General features: G+C 53.2%; 15 protein-coding genes. 6 read left to right on the top strand and 9 right to left on the bottom strand.

Annotated elements, in window-relative coordinates; translation table 11 throughout:
• Positions 1-16: 16 nt before the first annotated feature.
• The 7 genes from osmY to LCS67_RS11770 all read right to left on the bottom strand — a co-directional run bounded on the left by osmY (position 17) and on the right by LCS67_RS11770 (position 8613).
• Positions 17-727: an osmoprotectant ABC transporter permease OsmY gene (osmY, locus tag LCS67_RS11800; RefSeq protein ID WP_000557304.1), complete on the bottom strand. Its 711-nt coding sequence runs from the start codon at positions 725-727 to the stop codon at positions 17-19.
• Positions 728-1031: 304 nt separating this feature from the next.
• A complete protein-coding gene (gene dmsD, locus LCS67_RS11795) occupies positions 1032-1646 on the bottom strand; it encodes a Tat proofreading chaperone DmsD (protein ID WP_000206565.1) in 615 nt (204 codons plus the stop codon).
• A 42-nt stretch (positions 1647-1688) separates the two neighbouring features.
• Complete coding sequence (locus LCS67_RS11790) at positions 1689-2546, bottom strand: dimethyl sulfoxide reductase anchor subunit family protein (protein ID WP_000534706.1); 858 nt, start codon at positions 2544-2546, stop codon at positions 1689-1691.
• A 1-nt stretch (position 2547) separates the two neighbouring features.
• The gene (dmsB, locus tag LCS67_RS11785) at positions 2548-3165 is read right to left on the bottom strand and encodes a dimethylsulfoxide reductase iron-sulfur subunit DmsB (protein WP_000213064.1); all 618 of its coding nucleotides are present in this window, start codon (positions 3163-3165) and stop codon (positions 2548-2550) included.
• Between the two features lie 10 nt (positions 3166-3175).
• Positions 3176-5611 carry a selenate/tellurate reductase subunit YnfF gene (gene ynfF / locus LCS67_RS11780; RefSeq protein WP_086801282.1) on the bottom strand — a complete coding sequence of 812 codons (2436 nt, stop codon included), beginning with the start codon at positions 5609-5611 and terminating at the stop codon, positions 3176-3178.
• A 98-nt stretch (positions 5612-5709) separates the two neighbouring features.
• A complete protein-coding gene (ynfE, locus tag LCS67_RS11775) occupies positions 5710-8148 on the bottom strand; it encodes a selenate/tellurate reductase subunit YnfE (protein WP_023230776.1) in 2439 nt (812 codons plus the stop codon).
• Between the two features lie 156 nt (positions 8149-8304).
• Entirely contained in the window at positions 8305-8613 is a 309-nt protein-coding gene (locus LCS67_RS11770) for a DUF1161 domain-containing protein (protein ID WP_000975517.1), read from the bottom strand.
• A 103-nt stretch (positions 8614-8716) separates the two neighbouring features.
• Between LCS67_RS11770 and LCS67_RS11765 the strand changes: the two genes are divergently transcribed.
• Positions 8717-9427, top strand: coding sequence for a YnfC family lipoprotein (locus LCS67_RS11765; protein WP_000743122.1), 711 nt, complete (start codon positions 8717-8719; stop codon positions 9425-9427).
• A 40-nt stretch (positions 9428-9467) separates the two neighbouring features.
• On the opposite strand, the gene speG is transcribed toward LCS67_RS11765, so the two are convergent.
• Positions 9468-10028, bottom strand: coding sequence for a spermidine N1-acetyltransferase (gene speG / locus LCS67_RS11760; RefSeq protein WP_000199997.1), 561 nt, complete (start codon positions 10026-10028; stop codon positions 9468-9470).
• Between the two features lie 35 nt (positions 10029-10063).
• Positions 10064-10405 carry a DUF1283 family protein gene (locus LCS67_RS11755; RefSeq protein WP_001066440.1) on the bottom strand — a complete coding sequence of 114 codons (342 nt, stop codon included), beginning with the start codon at positions 10403-10405 and terminating at the stop codon, positions 10064-10066.
• 152 nt (positions 10406-10557) lie between these two features.
• Here LCS67_RS11755 and LCS67_RS11750 point away from each other — a divergent pair, with 152 nt between their 5' ends.
• The 5 genes from LCS67_RS11750 to LCS67_RS11730 all read left to right on the top strand — a co-directional run bounded on the left by LCS67_RS11750 (position 10558) and on the right by LCS67_RS11730 (position 16293).
• Positions 10558-10884: a YnfA family protein gene (locus LCS67_RS11750; protein WP_000921387.1), complete on the top strand. Its 327-nt coding sequence runs from the start codon at positions 10558-10560 to the stop codon at positions 10882-10884.
• A 121-nt stretch (positions 10885-11005) separates the two neighbouring features.
• Positions 11006-12220, top strand: a complete 1215-nt coding sequence (rspA, locus tag LCS67_RS11745; RefSeq protein ID WP_000706271.1) for a starvation-sensing protein RspA — start codon at positions 11006-11008, stop codon at positions 12218-12220.
• Between the two features lie 10 nt (positions 12221-12230).
• A complete protein-coding gene (locus tag LCS67_RS11740; protein WP_000836487.1) occupies positions 12231-13250 on the top strand; it encodes a Zn-dependent oxidoreductase in 1020 nt (339 codons plus the stop codon).
• Positions 13251-13303: 53 nt separating this feature from the next.
• Complete coding sequence (locus tag LCS67_RS11735) at positions 13304-14683, top strand: MFS transporter (protein WP_000192119.1); 1380 nt, start codon at positions 13304-13306, stop codon at positions 14681-14683.
• A 143-nt stretch (positions 14684-14826) separates the two neighbouring features.
• On the top strand, positions 14827-16293 hold the full coding sequence (locus tag LCS67_RS11730) for a mannitol dehydrogenase family protein (RefSeq protein WP_031568988.1): 1467 nt from the start codon (positions 14827-14829) through the stop codon (positions 16291-16293).
• The last annotated feature ends 55 nt before the right edge of the window (positions 16294-16348 follow it).

Raw genomic sequence — 16348 nt, 5'->3', positions numbered from 1 at the left:
ATTGTTATTTATGCGTTCAAACGGTATGAGGGCTAAGGCGTCGCCCAAACCAGGCAAGCAGAGTGTCAAGAATCAGCGCGAATAACGCCGTGGCCGTTGCGCCGAGGATCAACGTCGGAAAATCGTTGAGATAAATTCCCGGGAAAATCAGCTCGCCGTAGCTGCTGGCGCCGATCAGAAAGGCCAGCGGCGCGGTGCCGACATTGATGGCGGTCGCGATGCGAATACCGGACAGCATCACTGGCCACGCATTAGGTAGCTCTACCTGGCGAAGCCGCTGCCATTTTGTCATCCCAATCCCGTTCGCCGCTTCAATCAGTGAGGCGGGAACGGAACAGAGGCCCGCATAGGTATTGCGGACGATAGGCAGAAGGGAGGCCAGAAATAGCGCGACAATGGCGGGCGTATCGCCGATCCCGATAATCACCATCGCTAAGGCCAGAACGGCCAGCGGCGGCAAGGTATTACCAACATTAAAGATTTGCATGACATATTCAGCAAATCCTTTTGCCGCAGGTCGGCTGAGTAAAATCCCACTCGGGATACCGACCAGTAAAGCAAAAAACATGGACGTAAAGACCAGCATCAAATGCCGTTGTCCGAGATACAGCAGATCGACCTGACGCGCTTTCAGCGTCTCCAGACCGATTCCCCAGATAAACAGCGCCAGTAACAGCAAAATGACGATAGTGAACCCAAGTACGCGTTTTAGGGTGAGGGTGTGCATTGCGGTGTGTCTCCCTGTTTGCATGTGTTATGGCGACGTTAAGAGTCGCGTGTTGTTATGCCATGTTCCGGCAGGGTACTTTGAGCTATAGCAACAGGTTGGGAAGGATTCCAGCGGAGCGTGATGTTTAACACTGTTAAACATCTATTAACAATTATGTTTTGCCCTTATGCGGCTTCGCGTGAACATTCACGATAAAGAATTATCTTAAAAATAGAAACGTAGTGTGACGTTGTCACTTTTTGTAGATAAAAATAGGCCGCAATGGGAGAAAAGGCAGGTAAAATCCTGCCTTTTGTGGGGATTAACGGAATAACGGTTTTACAGCGACGGGAATAATGAGTTGAGCTTGCCATTGCGCCAGAGTCAGACGCGCCAGTTGCCCCAACGCCTGATAAAACGGATGCCCGGCATGATCGATAAATACGTCCAGAAAGCGGGACGACCACGGAAACAGATGCCAGGCCAGGAGTTGTTCGCATTCATGATGACGGTCATTCTCGGCAAGCCAGGCCGCCAGCAGCAACAGCGACCCAAAATGATCTTCTGGCTCGTTTTGCTGCATTTCAAACTGAATTCCGTTTTCGCGCATCCACTGACGTAGCGCCAATGTAGAATCGCCAAATAATACGCTCTCACGATCCAGCCAGACGGAACCCCACGGCGGAGACGGCAGAGCGTAAGGGCCGATAAACAGACGCTGCCAGGCCTGTGGCAACGACTCTTCGCTGTGGGTCTTAAACATAGCCGCCACAGGCGCAAGCGCCTCGGCATCAAGCGGCCACTGCGCCTGCCAGTCGTCGGTTAATAGCGCCTGAACCAGAGGAGCGGTTTCGTGGCTTTCCGGCGAATAATAAAACAACGCGCCGAGAACACGCGCCGTTACTGCAAAATCATCACGTTGTAAAAAAGTGGTCATTCAAACAATCCCGAAAGGTGCGGGTCGCCCCGCACGCATAAATTAACCTGCGACGGCCATACCTACGGTCATATGCAGGCCATAAAAAAGTCCGCGGCCAATAATTTCGCCCGCCAGCACCAGCACGACACCGAGCAGCAAACCAACGGTATGCGGTTCGCGGCGACGGATTAGCGGACATAGCCAGCAGCCTAATCCGGCAGCAAGCAAGACAATGCGCCAGACCTGTAGCATACCGTAATCCGGTGCGAGATGGCTGGCCTGTTGCACGGAACTGTGAATGGTTGAGAGAGACAGCCCTTGTAGTACGATGACCGCCACGCACACCACCAACGCCAGGCCGCTAATACTGGCAAACGTCACGCTGCAAAATGGGACGCGCGCGATGCGTAGCAGTAGCGCCGCAAACACCGGGCCGCACAGGAATGCCGTGAGGAAAAAGGCCAGCGTGGTGTAGCCATTATACCAGGTTGGCACGGTATCTATCTGATAAACGAGCGTCATTGCCCAGATGAATGCAACGCCGAGCGCCATACTGACCAGCAGCCACACTTTACCCAGCGCCGGGGGCATTTTACCGAGTACCGCCACCAGCCACCAGATGCCGCCTACGGCAAAGAACACCGATCCTGCGGCGATTTCATTACTCAGTGCGGAAGCGCCTACGCGGTTAAGCGAGTTAAACGCACGCATCGGCGAGCCGAGATGCATAATCGACGCGAGGAATCCCACTCCCATCACCAGCCACAGAAAAAACATGCTGCGCACGATGCGCTGACGGGCGATGGTATCGTCTTTTGCCGTCAGCCAGCCCAGTCCGCTAACGATTAACGCGCCGACCACGCACTGACCAAAGACCGTGAAGATCATCAACGGCCATTCATGCCATCCACTTCCCATCTTATACCTCCTTCGGATTGGCCAGATAACCGGTAGTGTCCCCGGTCGGGCGGCTGTTGGCGTTGGGTTTAATCACAATATTCGGCTTCGTGAAATGCGCGCGCGGCAGCGGCGCGACGGCAGCCAGCTCACCGTGTTTTTTGCGCAGTTCGTCGATAGGACCAAAGTCCAGCGCCCGCAGCGGACAGGATTCGACGCAGATAGGCTTTTTGCCGTCGGCGACGCGATCATAACAGCCGTCGCACTTGGTCATATGACCTTTGGCCGCGTTGTACTGCGGCGCGCCGTACGGGCAGGCCATATGGCAGTAGCGGCAGCCGATACAGACCTCTTCGTTCACCACCACAAAACCGTCATCGCGCTTGTGCATCGCGCCGCTCGGGCAGACTTTGGTACAGGCCGGGTCTTCGCAGTGGTTACAGGAGATGGAGAGATAGTAGGCAAAGACGTTCTGGTGCCAGACGCCGTTATCTTCCTGCCAGTCGCCACCCGCATACTCATAAATGCGGCGGAAGCTGACATCCGGGGTCAAATCTTTGTAGTCCTTGCAGGCCAGTTCGCAGGTTTTGCAACCGGTGCAACGGCTGGAATCAATAAAAAATCCATACTGGGTTGTCATGGGTTACTCCTTACGCCTTTTCAACCTGAACAAGATTACTGTGTGACGGATTACCTTTCGCCAGTGGGGAAGGCCGGTGCGACGTCAGAATGTTAATGGAGCCGCCGCGATCGACTTTGTCGCCAAACATGTCGGCATTTAACCAGGCGCCCTGGCCGATAGCGGTGACGCCAGGCAATATGCGCGGCGTGACTTTTGCCGGAATGAGCATCTGTCCGTTCTGGTTAAAGACCCGCACGGTGTCGCCGTGCTGAATGCCGCGCGCTTGCGCATCAATCGGGTTGATCCAGATCTCCTGCGGACATGCCTGTTGCAGGACGTCGATATTGCCGTAGCTGGAGTGGGTACGCGCTTTATAGTGGAAGCCGGTTAGCTGTAGCGGGTAGCGCTGACGAAGCGGATCGTCCCAACCGTCAAAGCCTGGTGTATAGGCGGGTAAAGGATGGATAATCTCATCTTTCTTCAGCTCCCACGTGTTGGCGAGGGTTGCCAGACGCTCGGAATAGATTTCGATTTTACCGGACGGCGTTTTCAGTGGGTTGGCGGCAGGGTCTTCGCGGAAGGCGCGGAAAGCGACGTAGTGCTCCTCCGGGCATTTTTTCTTGAAAATCCCTGTCTGTTTCATCTCTTCGTAATCCGGCATTTCCGGGTTACGCGCTTTGGTTTTTGCGTGCAGGTATTTGACCCACTCATGCTGCGTGCGGCCTTCTGTGAAGGTCTGGTATACGTCCGGACCAAGCCGTTTAGCCACTTCACTGAGCGTCCAGTAAATGGGCTTTCTTTCAAATTTCGGCGAGGTGGCGGGCTGACCAAGAATGACATAGCCCATATTGCCTGCGGATTCGTGGGAAATCAGATCTTCCTGCTCGGTCGGCATTAAATCAGGCAGCAGAATGTCGCAATATTTTGCCGACGCGGTCATAAAGTGCTCGATGCCGACGATCATTTCACATTTACTGTCGTCCTGAAGCACCTCGTGGGTGTGGGCGATATCGCCATGCTGATTGATCAGCGTATTACTGGCGTAGCACCACAAAAATTTGATCGGCACGTCGAGCTTGTCTTTTCCCCGCACGCCGTCGCGTGTGGCGGTCATTTCCGCGCCATGATCGATAGCGTCGGTCCAGGTAAAGACCGAAATCTGGGTTTTTACCGGGTTCTCCAGCATAGAAAACCATTCGACGCCCAGATCCCAGGTGCCTTCGCGCACGCCGGAATTACCGCCATTTATGCCGACGTTACCGGTGAGTACAGACAACATGGCGATTGCGCGTGCGGTCTGCTCCCCGTTAGAGTGGCGTTGCGGTCCCCAGCCCTGGCAAATGTAAGCCGGTTTCGCCGAGCCGATTTCCCGCGCCAGTTGAATGATTTTTTCCGCCGGAATACTGGTAATCTGCGCGGCCCATTGCGGCGTTTTAGCAATACCGTCTTCGCCCTGACCCAAAATATAGGCTTTATAGTGCGCGTTACGCGGGGCCGAGGCGGGCAGAGTGGTTTCGTCGTAGCCGATGCAGTATTTATCCAGAAACGGTTTATCAATAAGATCTTCGGTAATCAGCACCCAGGCGATTGCCGCCGCCAGCGCGCCATCGGTACCTGGGCGAATCGGCAGCCACTCGTCTTCGCGGCCGGCGGCAGTGTCGTTATAACGCGGGTCAATCACGATCATCCTGGCGTTGGAGCGCTCGCGCGCCTGTTCGACATAGTATGTCACGCCGCCGCCGCTCATACGTGTTTCCGCGGGGTTATTGCCAAACATCACCACCAGTTTTGTATTGGCGATATCATCCGGACTATTGCCGTCGTTGCCGCCGAACATATAGCTCATGGCCGCGCTGATTTGGGCGGTGCTGTAGCTACCGTAACGGCTGAGATAGCCGCCGCAGGCGTTCATCAGGCGATACGGTACGTTAGAATTGGTAATATTGCCGCCGTCCACGCCGGTACCGTAAAGCACATGTACCGCTTCGTTGCCGTAGTCCTTGAGGATACGTTTCAGGTTATCGCCGATGGTATCCAACGCTTCATCCCAACTGATACGTTCGAATTTGCCTTCTCCTCGTTTACCAACGCGTTTCATCGGATATTTCAGGCGATCGGGATGATTCATCCGGCGACGAATAGAGCGACCGCGCAGGCAGGCACGTACCTGATGGTTGCCATATTCATCATTGCCCGTGGTATCTGATTCAACCCAATATACGGTGTCATCTTTTACGTGCAGGCGCAGCAGACAGCGGCTGCCGCAGTTAACGGTACATGAACTCCAGACCGCTTTTTCTGCCACATTGCCAGATGCGAGGTCTGCTGCGGCGTGGGCGATGCGGGAGAACGGAAGGGTGAAAGCGCTACTGGCAAGCGCAAGGCTACCGATAGCGGAGGTTTTTACCAGGCTTCGTCGGCTGATACTGGCCGCCATTAATGCCTCAGGGTTGGTGATTTTCATAACAGCTCACTATGCTCATCCAAAAAAGAGTTTTAAATGTTGTTGTGTTCGCAAAACGGGGAGCTCCGGGCGCGTAAAAACGTCCCGGAGCAGGCGGCTTAGATTTTTTCGATTTCCACCAGATTTGTATGTTGAGGATTCCCTTTTGCCAGGGGGGAAGGACGCAGCGTCGTGAGCGTATTGATGCAGGCGCCGTGGTCGATTTTATCGCCAGCCATATCCGCATTATGCCATGCGCCCTGACCCATCGCGCTGACGCCCGGCAGAATACGCGGCGTGACTTTGGCGGGTAGACGCACCTCTCCACGATCGTTAAAGACGCGAACCTTATCGCCATTCGCGATACCGCGTTTTTGCGCATCGAGCGGATTTATCCACACCTCCTGGCGACAGGCGGCCTGCAGAACATCAATATTGCCGTAGCTTGAATGGGTACGGGATTTATAGTGAAAGCCAAACAGCTGTAGCGGGAAGGTGCTCCGTTTCGGATCGTCCCATCCTTCAAAAGTAGGGGTATAAATCGGCAGTGGGCTTATCACGTCGCCTTCCGCCAGCTCCCAGGTACTGGCGATATGAGCGAGTTTGCTTGAGTAGATTTCGATTTTACCGGACGGCGTTTTTAACGGATTGGCCTGCGGATCTTCACGAAATTTTTTATAGGCGACAAAATGGCCGTTGGGATCTTTGCGTTTATAGATGCCCATTTTTTTCAGCTCGTCATACGCGGGCAATGCCGGATCTCTTGCCTGCATTTTGGCGTACAGATATTGCAGCCATTGCGCCTGGGTACGGCCTTCGGTAAACCGCTGATACACATCGTCGCCGAGGCGTTTGGCGATTTCGCTGAGTACCCAGTAGATGGGCTTGCGCTCGAACTTAGGCGTCGTCGCCGGTTGGATAAAAATCAGATATCCCATATTGCCGGCGTAATCATTGGGGATGATATCTTCCTGTTCGACGGTCATGAGATCCGGCAGTAAAATATCAGCGTACTTCGCGGAAGAGGTCATAAAGTTGTCGATGACCACAATCATTTCGCATTTCGTTTCATCCTGAAGAATTTCATGGGTTTTATTAATATCCGAATGCTGATTAATCAGGGTGTTGCCAGCGTAGTTCCATAGAAATTTGATCGGGACATCCAGCTTATCTTTGCCGCGTACGCCGTCGCGCAGGGCGGTCATTTCCGGGCCGCGCGCAATGGCGTCCGTCCAGCTAAAGCAGGAGATGGCGGTTTTAACGGGATTCTCCAGGACCGGCAGACGTTCAATGGTAATGGTGTAAGTAGATTCGCGTGCGCCGCTATTACCGCCATGAATGCCGACGTTGCCGGTCAGAATCGGTAACATGGCGATGGCGCGAGCGGTTTGTTCGCCGTTCGCTTGACGCTGCGGGCCCCAACCCTGACAGATGTAGGCCGGCTTGACGCTGCCTATCTCGCGCGCCAGTTTGATAATCCGATCGGCGGGGATGCCGGTAATATGCGATGCCCACTGCGGCGTTTTGGCGATACCGTCCTCGCCCTGGCCCAAAATATAAGCCTTATAATGGCCATTGGGGGGCGCGTCAGCCGGAAGGGTCTTTTCATCGTAGCCGATGCAATAGTTGTCGAGAAAAGGCTGGTCAACGAGATTTTCGTTAATTAATACCCAGGCAATTCCCGCCACCAGCGCGGCGTCGGTGCCGGGGCGAATCGGTATCCACTCGTCTTCACGTCCGGCAGCGGTATCGGTATAGCGCGGATCTATCACGATCATGCGCGCATTTGAGCGTTCACGCGCTTGCTCCAGAAACCAGGTAATGCCGCCGCCGCTCATGCGTGTTTCAGCCGGATTATTGCCGAACATGACCACCAGTTTACTGTTTTCGATATCAGACGTGCTGTTGCCGTCGTTGGAGCCATAGGTGTAGGGCATGGCGCAAGAAATTTGCGCGGTACTGTATGAGCCGTATTGATTCAACGAACCGCCGTAGCAGTTCATCAAACGCTTCACCGGCGAGGCGGCAGGCGACGAGCGGGTTATGTTGCCGCCTACGATGCCGGATGAATAGTGGATATAAACGGCTTCATTGCCGTAGGTCTCTACGGTCTTTTTCAGGCTGGCGCTAATGGTGTCCAGCGCTTCCTGCCAGCTAATGCGTTCAAATTTGCCTTCGCCGCGGCGGCCAACGCGTTTCATGGGATAGTTAAGGCGATCCGGATGGTTAATGCGCCGACGGATTGAACGGCCCCGCAGACAGGCGCGAACCTGATGATTGCCGTAGACATCGTCGCCAGTGTTATCAGTTTCAACCCACCAGACTTCATTATCTTTTACATGCAGACGCAGGGCGCAGCGACTGCCGCAGTTGACCGAACAGGCGCCCCAGACGATTTTATCTTCTTCGTTGCGCATGGCCTGCTGCACCGCCGCGGCCGCGGTACGCATCCCAAACGGTAAAGATACGCCTCCGGCAGCCAGCGCCAGTGAGCCAAGCGCCGCTGATTTCACTAACGTCCTGCGGCTAACGCCTGTTTGTTGCTTTTCTCTGGGCATCACTCACTCCATTGTCGTTATTATTTCGCTATATATTTATGACTATAACGAAATTATTAACATGCTAATGATGTAATGAGTTTACCCCTTTGGGAGTAAGGATTATTAATCCATGTCAAAGAGCGTTACCCTCCGGACCCGGAGGGCAGGAGGAGGTTATTGCGGTTCGGCGGATGAACCGTTCTGAGCGGGAGAGGTATTGGCTGGCGCATTGCCGCTGCTGGTGCGGGTATAAAGAATTTTATGCGTGTCGTTCGCGCAATGGCCCACCACCTGTGAGTCCGGCTGATCGGCTTGGTCGTTAGGAACGATAGTGAGCGTAAAATTATCCGCCGGCACGCCGTTATTGATGATACGTTGTTCAATATCGCTTTTTACTCTCTCGCACGATCCCGGTGCCGCCATCACCAGCGAGGGGGCGCTGACTAACGCCAGAGCGGCTATTGCAGTTGCGATTTTCATCATGAACTCCTGTGATTAATGACGATGTTCTAAGCTTAGCATTTTTCGTGTAAATAACTGTATTTGCTAATATGATGATAAATATCTTTTCATCCTGGTGACACGCGTGAAGAAACCCCTTTTACTGACGTTATTGTGCATGATACTGGCAGGTTGTGATAACCCGAAATCCCTTGAGTCTTTTACGCCGGAAATGGCCAGTTTTTCGAACGAATTTGATTTTGATCCATTACGTGGTCCGGTAAAGGATTTCAGCCAGACATTGATGAGTGAGAATGGCGAAGTGGCGAAGCAGGTCACCGGTACGCTTTCACAGGAAGGCTGTTTTGATACGCTTGAGTTACACGATCTGGAGAATAATACGGGGCTGGCGCTCGTGCTGGATGCCAATTATTACCGGGATGCTCAGACGCTGGAAAAAAAGGTGCAGTTACAGGGGAAGTGCCAGCTGGCGGCGTTGCCTTCGGCGGGTGTGACCTGGGAAACGGACGACAACGGTTTTGTGGTATCGGCGACGGGCAAAGAGATGAAGGTCGAGTACCGCTATGATAGCGAAGGCTATCCGTTAGGTAAGACAACCATAAACTCGCAGAATACGCTCTCTGTGACGGCAAAACCCTCCGCGGACCCGCGTAAAAAGCTGGATTACACGGCAGTCAGCCGGGTGGATGATCGACAGGTCGGCAACGTCACACAGAGCTGCGAATATGATGCGTACGCGAACCCTGTTGACTGCCGGCTTGTTATCGTCGATGAGAGCGTTAAGCCGGCAGTATCCCACCATTACACCATTAAAAATCGTATCGATTACTACTAAACCGGGCGCGGTGCGACTCTCCGTGACTACTGCGCCACGTTTACTGCGCGGTGGGTTTCAGGAGCGTAGAACCGGACGTTTTATGTTCATCCAGATACTGCTGCTGGAAGATACACATGCGGATGGTGTTACGGTATTCGCCGTTAATGAAGAACTCATGAATCAGCTCGCCTTCTACTCTAAACCCGAGTTTACGGTAGATGTGAATCGCTTTTTCATTCTCTTTATCGACGATCAAATACAATTTATAGAGATTGAGTACGGTAAATCCGTAATCCATCGCCAGTTTGGCCGCGCGTGACGCCAGGCCTTTTCCCTGGTACTCCGGCGAGATAATAATCTGAAATTCCGCCCGCCGATGCACATGGTTAATTTCCACCAGTTCTACCAGCCCAGCGTTTTCACCATCGCATTCGACGACAAAGCGCCGTTCGCTTTGGTCGTGGATGTGTTTGTCGTAGAGATCCGACAGTTCGACAAAAGCCTCATACGGCTCTTCAAACCAGTAACGCATAACGCTAGCATTATTATCAAGCTGGTGGACAAATCGTAAATCTTCACGCTCAAGCGGGCGCAGTCTGACCTTGTAGTCACTTGTCATACTGTATCCTTACACTTCCTTTTAGTTATCCTGCATTAGGGCGTAATAACGCGACCTGTACGACGATCCAGACACCGCAGCGTATTGGGCTCCCAATAGGCGTTGATGTTGGCGCTTTGCTCGCATTTATCGCGGTTATCAAAGGCGGCATCGGCTTTGTCCCACTCTTTTTCTGCGCGGGTATTCACTTTCTGACGCAGACTGCGAGTGTCGTTCCATTGTTCCTTTTCCATCGCCGCTTCCTGACGACTTTGTGCGCTATCTCCCGATTCAATCACCAGTTTACTGGTTTCAGCGAATGCGGAAGTAGTATATACAACGGCCGCCAACGTAAGCATTGCCGTCAGGCACAGGCGTTTGCTCAGCGTATTGTTCATCACAACATCCTTTCATTAGAGGGGAAAAAGCGGTAAACCACCTGTAAATTCTACACCAATCCTTATGCCTGGCATATACACAAGAATGGCCGGATAACCGTAACGATATTCTGTTGTATTATCACTTATCATTTCGTAACCAAATGAATCTCATGCTAAAGACGACTCTGCTTTTCTTTGTCACCGCCCTCTGTGAAATCATTGGATGTTTTCTTCCCTGGCTATGGCTTAAGCGCGGCGCCAGCATGTGGTGGCTTCTGCCCGCCGCCGCGTCACTTGCGTTATTCGTCTGGCTTTTGACCTTGCATCCGGCGGCGAGTGGGCGGGTTTATGCGGCTTACGGTGGGGTATATGTCTGTACTGCGCTCCTGTGGTTACGTGTTGTCGATGGCGTCCGGCTCACGGTTTATGACTGGTGCGGCGCGCTGATCGCGCTGTGTGGAATGCTGATTATCGTCGTCGGATGGGGACGTACGTAACATTGCCGCGCGACCAGAACATTTTGTGATCTGGCAGCGTTTTTTACATTAATATACTTGTATGGTAGTAGCTCAGTTGGGTAAATTTCCTGCATCCCATAATGCGATGTAAGGAATAAACATGAAGATTGTAGGGGCTGAAGTTTTTGTTACGTGTCCAGGGCGTAACTTCGTCACCTTAAAGATAACCACGGAAGACGGGATCACCGGTCTGGGGGATGCCACCCTGAACGGACGCGAGCTCCCGGTGGCCTCGTACCTTACCGATCACCTGTGCCCACAGCTCATCGGGCGGGATGCTCGCCGCATCGAAGATATCTGGCAGTTCTTCTACAAAGGCGCGTACTGGCGCCGTGGCCCTGTCACCATGTCCGCCATTTCCGCGGTTGATATGGCGCTATGGGATATTAAAGCCAAAGCCGCCAATATGCCGTTGTATCAGTTACTCGGCGGCGCTTCGCGTGAAGGCGTCATGGTGTATTGCCATACCACAGGCCACACCATCGACGATGTGCTGGAAGACTACGCGCGTCATAAAGAGCAAGGGTTCAAAGCAATCCGCGTGCAGTGCGGCGTTCCGGGGATGAAAACCACCTACGGCATGGCGAAAGGCAAGGGGCTGGCCTATGAGCCCGCGACAAAAGGCCAGTGGCCGGAAGAACAATTGTGGTCAACGGAAAAGTATCTCGATTTTACGCCAAAGCTGTTTGACGCCGTGCGTAATACGTTCGGGTTTAATGAACATCTTCTGCACGATATGCATCACCGACTGACGCCTATTGAGGCTGCCCGCTTTGGCAAAAGTATTGAAGACTATCGTTTGTTCTGGATGGAAGACCCGACGCCGGCTGAAAATCAGGCGTGCTTCCGCCTCGTCCGCCAGCATACGGTCACGCCGATTGCGGTAGGCGAAGTCTTTAACAGTATCTGGGATTGCAAACAGCTCATTGAAGAGCAATTGATTGACTATATCCGCACCACGCTTACCCATGCTGGTGGTATTACCGGGATGCGCCGCATTGCCGATTTTGCCTCGCTCTACCAGGTGCGTACCGGTTCGCATGGGCCGTCCGATCTGTCGCCGGTTTGTATGGCCGCTGCATTACATTTCGACCTGTGGGTGCCTAACTTTGGTGTGCAGGAGTTTATGGGCTACTCCGAACAAATGCTGGAGGTTTTCCCGCATAACTGGACGTTCGAGGGCGGCTATATGCATCCGGGCGACAAGCCAGGTCTGGGCATTGAGTTCGATGAAAAACTGGCGGCGAAATATCCGTACGATCCAGCCTATTTGCCGGTGGCCCGCCTGGAAGACGGCACACTGTGGAACTGGTAAGGAGCGAAAAATGAAAAGCATCGTAATCGAAAAACCGAATACATTAACTATCGAAACGCGCGCGCTTCCGCAGCCTGCGCCGGGTGAAGTTCGTATTAAAGTGAAACTGGCGGGTATCTGCGGTTCCGACAGTCATATTTATCGGGGACATAATCCCTTTGCAAAATATCCCCGTGTCATAGGCCATGAATTTTTCGGTGTCATCGACGCGGTAGGCGACAACGTCAATCACGACCGGATAGGAGAACGGGTATCCGTCGATCCGGTGATCAGTTGCGGGCATTGTTACCCTTGTTCAGTCGGTAAACCCAATGTGTGTACCTCGCTGGTGGTGCTGGGCGTGCATCGTGACGGCGGTTTCAGCGAGTATGCGGTGGCGCCGGCCCGTAATGCTCATCGCATACCGGACAACATCGCAGATCATCATGCCGTCATGGTTGAGCCGTTTACCATTGCGGCAAATGTGACGGGGCAGGTGAATCCAACCGAGCAGGACGTGGCGCTTATCTATGGCGCAGGCCCGATGGGACTGACGACCGTACAGGCGCTGAAGGGGGTTTATCAGGTTAAAACGGTCATAGTCGTTGATCGCATTGAAGAGCGTTTAGCGATGGCGAAGCAGAGCGGCGCTGACTGGACCCTCAATAATGGTCAACATTCACTGGCGGAATTTCTACAGCAGAAGGCGCTAAAACCGACCTTGATTGTCGATGCCGCCTGTCATCCCGCTATCCTGCAAGAGGCGATTACCCTTGCATCGCCTGCGGCACGCATTGTCCTGATGGGATTTTCCAGCGACCCGTGTGAGATTGTACAGCAGGGTATTACCGGAAAAGAGCTGGCTATTTATTCATCGCGTCTTAATGCCAATAAATTCCCGGTCGTGATTGACTGGCTGAATAAAGGGCTTATTGATCCGGATAAGCTGATAACGCATACATTTGATTATCAACATGTCACCGACGCGATTGAGCTTTTCGAGAAAGACCAGCGTCAATGCTGCAAAGTCTTACTCACGTTTGCGAAATAATATAAATAATTGCGAGTAAGTGGTACGCATCTTACCTCTTAGAGATTGCCTATATGACACAAATAAAGCATGAACGATCGACTCAGGATTTAGTGCGCGCTGCCGTATCTGGCTGGTTAGGCACCGCGCTTGAATTTATGGATTTTCAGTTATATTCACTAGGCGCGGCTCTGGTCTTCCATGAGATATTTTTTCCGGAACAGTCTGCCGCGATGGCGCTTATCCTGGCAATGGGCACCTATGGTGCAGGTTATATAGCCAGAATCATCGGCGCCTTTGTTTTTGGTAAAATGGGCGACCGCATCGGACGAAAAAAAGTGTTGTTTATTACCATCACCATGATGGGGATCTGCACCACGCTGATTGGCGTACTGCCGACGTATGCGCAAATCGGCATTTTTGCGCCAGTATTACTGGTGACATTGCGAATTATACAGGGGCTGGGCGCCGGGGCGGAAATTTCCGGCGCGGGTACCATGCTGGCCGAGTATGCGCCGAAAGGAAAGCGTGGCATCATTTCCTCGCTGGTTGCGATGGGCACCAACTGCGGTACGTTGAGCGCGACGGCGATCTGGGCGGTGATGTTCTTTGCGCTTGAACGCGAACAGCTGATCGCCTGGGGATGGCGTATTCCTTTCCTGGCGAGCGTCGTTGTCATGATATTCGCGATCTGGCTGCGAATGAATCTGAAAGAAAGTCCGGTATTCGAAAAAGTAAGCGAAGGCGAAAAATCGCCAGCGTTAACGTCTGCGTCAGAAAATACATTGGGCGCGATGTTTACCAGCAAATCTTTCTGGCTGGCCACCGGTTTACGTTTTGGGCAGGCGGGGAATTCCGGGCTTATTCAAACCTTCCTTGCCGGATATTTAGTTCAGACGTTATTATTTAACAAATCTATCCCAACCGATGCGTTAATGATAAGTTCCGTAATTGGGTTTATCACTATCCCACTCTTGGGGTGGTTGTCCGATAAATACGGTCGTCGGCTGCCGTATATAATATTGAATATCTCCGCGATTATTCTCGCCTGGCCGATGCTGTCTATTGTGGTAGATAAAACGTATAGCCCTGGCGTAATTATGGCGGCGCTCATTGTTATTCATAACTTTGCCGTGCTGGGATTATTTGCGCTGGAAAACATCACCATGGCGGAAATTTTCGGATCGCGTAATCGCTTCACCCGGATGGCGATTTCAAAAGAGGCAGGGGGGCTGGTGGCGGTCGGTTTTGGCCCCGTCCTCGCAGGAATCTTTTGTAACATGACCGATTCCTGGCTGCCCATCTTAATTATGCTGGTGCTCTACTCGTGTATTGGTCTGATTTCTGCGCTGTTGATGCCGGAGGTCAGAGATCGCGATCTGAGCTTGCCTGAGGATGCGGCGGAAGCGACAGCGGCAGAGAAGTTACGCCACTCCGCAACTCAGACGAGTTAAATCGTGTCGGCGGTATGGCCGGAACGCTAATACGGTTTCGGCCATGCTGTCCGGTCACTTTTGTTTAATTAGCGTAAATCCAAATGCACCAGGGCAGGCGTTACTCTGCGACTGTTCCGCTTTCAGAATATAGAGGTTATAAAATGCAAAACAGGCTTTTATCGGCAAAGGCGACGCTTCCTGATTACGATCGCGCGGCGCTGGCGGCGCGGATGGTCCATCTCGGTTTTGGCGCGTTTCATCGCGCGCATCAGGGGGTTTATACAGATATTCTGGCTGCGGAGCAGCATAGCGACTGGGGCTATTATGAGGTTAATCTTATTGGCGGCGAACAGCAGATTGCCGATCTAAAGCAGCAGGATAACCTCTATACCGTGGCGGAGATGTCGGCGGATGCCTGGACGGCGCGTGTGGTGGGCGTCGTCAAAGCGGCGTTGCATGTCCAGGTTGATGGTCTGGAACGTGTGCTGGCGGCGATGTGCGAACCGCAAATAGCGATTGTGTCTCTGACCATTACCGAGAAAGGGTATTGTCATTCGCCAGCCACGGGCCAACTTCTGCTGGAGCATCCCATGATTGCCGCCGACCGGCAAAATCCGCATCAACCGCTAACGGCACCGGGTATTATTGTCGAAGCGTTAGCGCGTCGTAAAGCCGCAGGCTTACCGGCATTTACCGTGATGTCCTGCGATAACATGCCGGAAAATGGGCATGTGACGCGTCAGGTTGTGACGGCTTACGCCCGGGAGGTGGATGCGGAACTGGCGATATGGATCGAGCAAAACGTGACATTTCCGTCAACCATGGTTGATCGGATTGTCCCTGCGGTCACGCCGGAGACGCTGGATAAAATCGAACAACTGACCGGCGTGCGCGATCCGGCGGGCGTTGCCTGTGAACCGTTTCGCCAGTGGGTGATAGAAGATACGTTTGTGGCGGGTCGTCCGCAGTGGGAAAACGCGGGCGCGACGTTGGTCGCCGACGTGGTTCCGTTTGAAGAGATGAAACTGCGGATGCTTAACGGCAGTCATTCATTCCTGGCTTATCTGGGGTATCTTGCCGGCTATCAGCATATTAATGACTGTATGGATGACGACAACTATCGTCTGACCGCGCAGGCGTTAATGTTACGCGAGCAGGCGCCAACGCTGAAAGTCCAGGGGGTAGATTTACAGCGTTATGCCGATCAGTTGATTGCGCGTTACCGTAATCCGGCGCTGCGTCATCGTACCTGGCAGATTGCGATGGATGGTAGCCAGAAACTTCCGCAGCGTATGCTGGACTCCGTTCGCTGGCATCTTGCTAATCATAGCGATTTTGATTTGCTGGCACTGGGCGTGGCGGGGTGGATGCGTTACGTTGGCGGCGTGGATGAGCAGGGCAAGGCGATCGACATTAGCGATCCGCTATTGCCGGTTATTCAGCGCGCCGTGGCAAACAGTGAAGAAGGCGCAAGTCGTGTTAAGGCGCTGCTGGGAATGGCTGAAATTTTCGGCAACGATTTGCCGCAGGCGGCGCGGTTTACGCAAAAAGTGCAAGAAGCCTATGACAGTTTACTGACATATGGCGCGAAAGCGAGCGTGGCGAAATATGCCGAGCGGTTGAAATAGCGCAACAGAGACCCGGTAGCATTATGCTACCGGGAAGGCCGGGGCGGTTCTTAGC

Source organism: Salmonella sp. A7 (assembly GCF_020181675.1).
Taxonomy (GTDB): domain Bacteria; phylum Pseudomonadota; class Gammaproteobacteria; order Enterobacterales; family Enterobacteriaceae; genus Salmonella; species Salmonella enterica.
Note: the sequence above shows the minus strand (reverse complement) of the source record. Positions and strands in the feature narration are given on the sequence as shown.

Coding starts and splice junctions, on each gene's coding strand:
- rspA (WP_000706271.1), top strand. CDS start 11,006: ATGAAGATTGTAGGGGCTGAAGTTTTTGTTACGTGTCCAGGGCGTAAC.
- LCS67_RS11770 (WP_000975517.1), bottom strand. CDS start 8,613: ATGATGAAAATCGCAACTGCAATAGCCGCTCTGGCGTTAGTCAGCGCC.
- LCS67_RS11730 (WP_031568988.1), top strand. CDS start 14,827: ATGCAAAACAGGCTTTTATCGGCAAAGGCGACGCTTCCTGATTACGAT.
- LCS67_RS11735 (WP_000192119.1), top strand. CDS start 13,304: ATGACACAAATAAAGCATGAACGATCGACTCAGGATTTAGTGCGCGCT.
- dmsB (WP_000213064.1), bottom strand. CDS start 3,165: ATGACAACCCAGTATGGATTTTTTATTGATTCCAGCCGTTGCACCGGT.
- ynfF (WP_086801282.1), bottom strand. CDS start 5,611: ATGAAAATCACCAACCCTGAGGCATTAATGGCGGCCAGTATCAGCCGA.
- speG (WP_000199997.1), bottom strand. CDS start 10,028: ATGACAAGTGACTACAAGGTCAGACTGCGCCCGCTTGAGCGTGAAGAT.
- dmsD (WP_000206565.1), bottom strand. CDS start 1,646: ATGACCACTTTTTTACAACGTGATGATTTTGCAGTAACGGCGCGTGTT.
- LCS67_RS11750 (WP_000921387.1), top strand. CDS start 10,558: ATGCTAAAGACGACTCTGCTTTTCTTTGTCACCGCCCTCTGTGAAATC.
- osmY (WP_000557304.1), bottom strand. CDS start 727: ATGCACACCCTCACCCTAAAACGCGTACTTGGGTTCACTATCGTCATT.
- LCS67_RS11790 (WP_000534706.1), bottom strand. CDS start 2,546: ATGGGAAGTGGATGGCATGAATGGCCGTTGATGATCTTCACGGTCTTT.
- LCS67_RS11755 (WP_001066440.1), bottom strand. CDS start 10,405: ATGAACAATACGCTGAGCAAACGCCTGTGCCTGACGGCAATGCTTACG.
- ynfE (WP_023230776.1), bottom strand. CDS start 8,148: ATGCCCAGAGAAAAGCAACAAACAGGCGTTAGCCGCAGGACGTTAGTG.
- LCS67_RS11740 (WP_000836487.1), top strand. CDS start 12,231: ATGAAAAGCATCGTAATCGAAAAACCGAATACATTAACTATCGAAACG.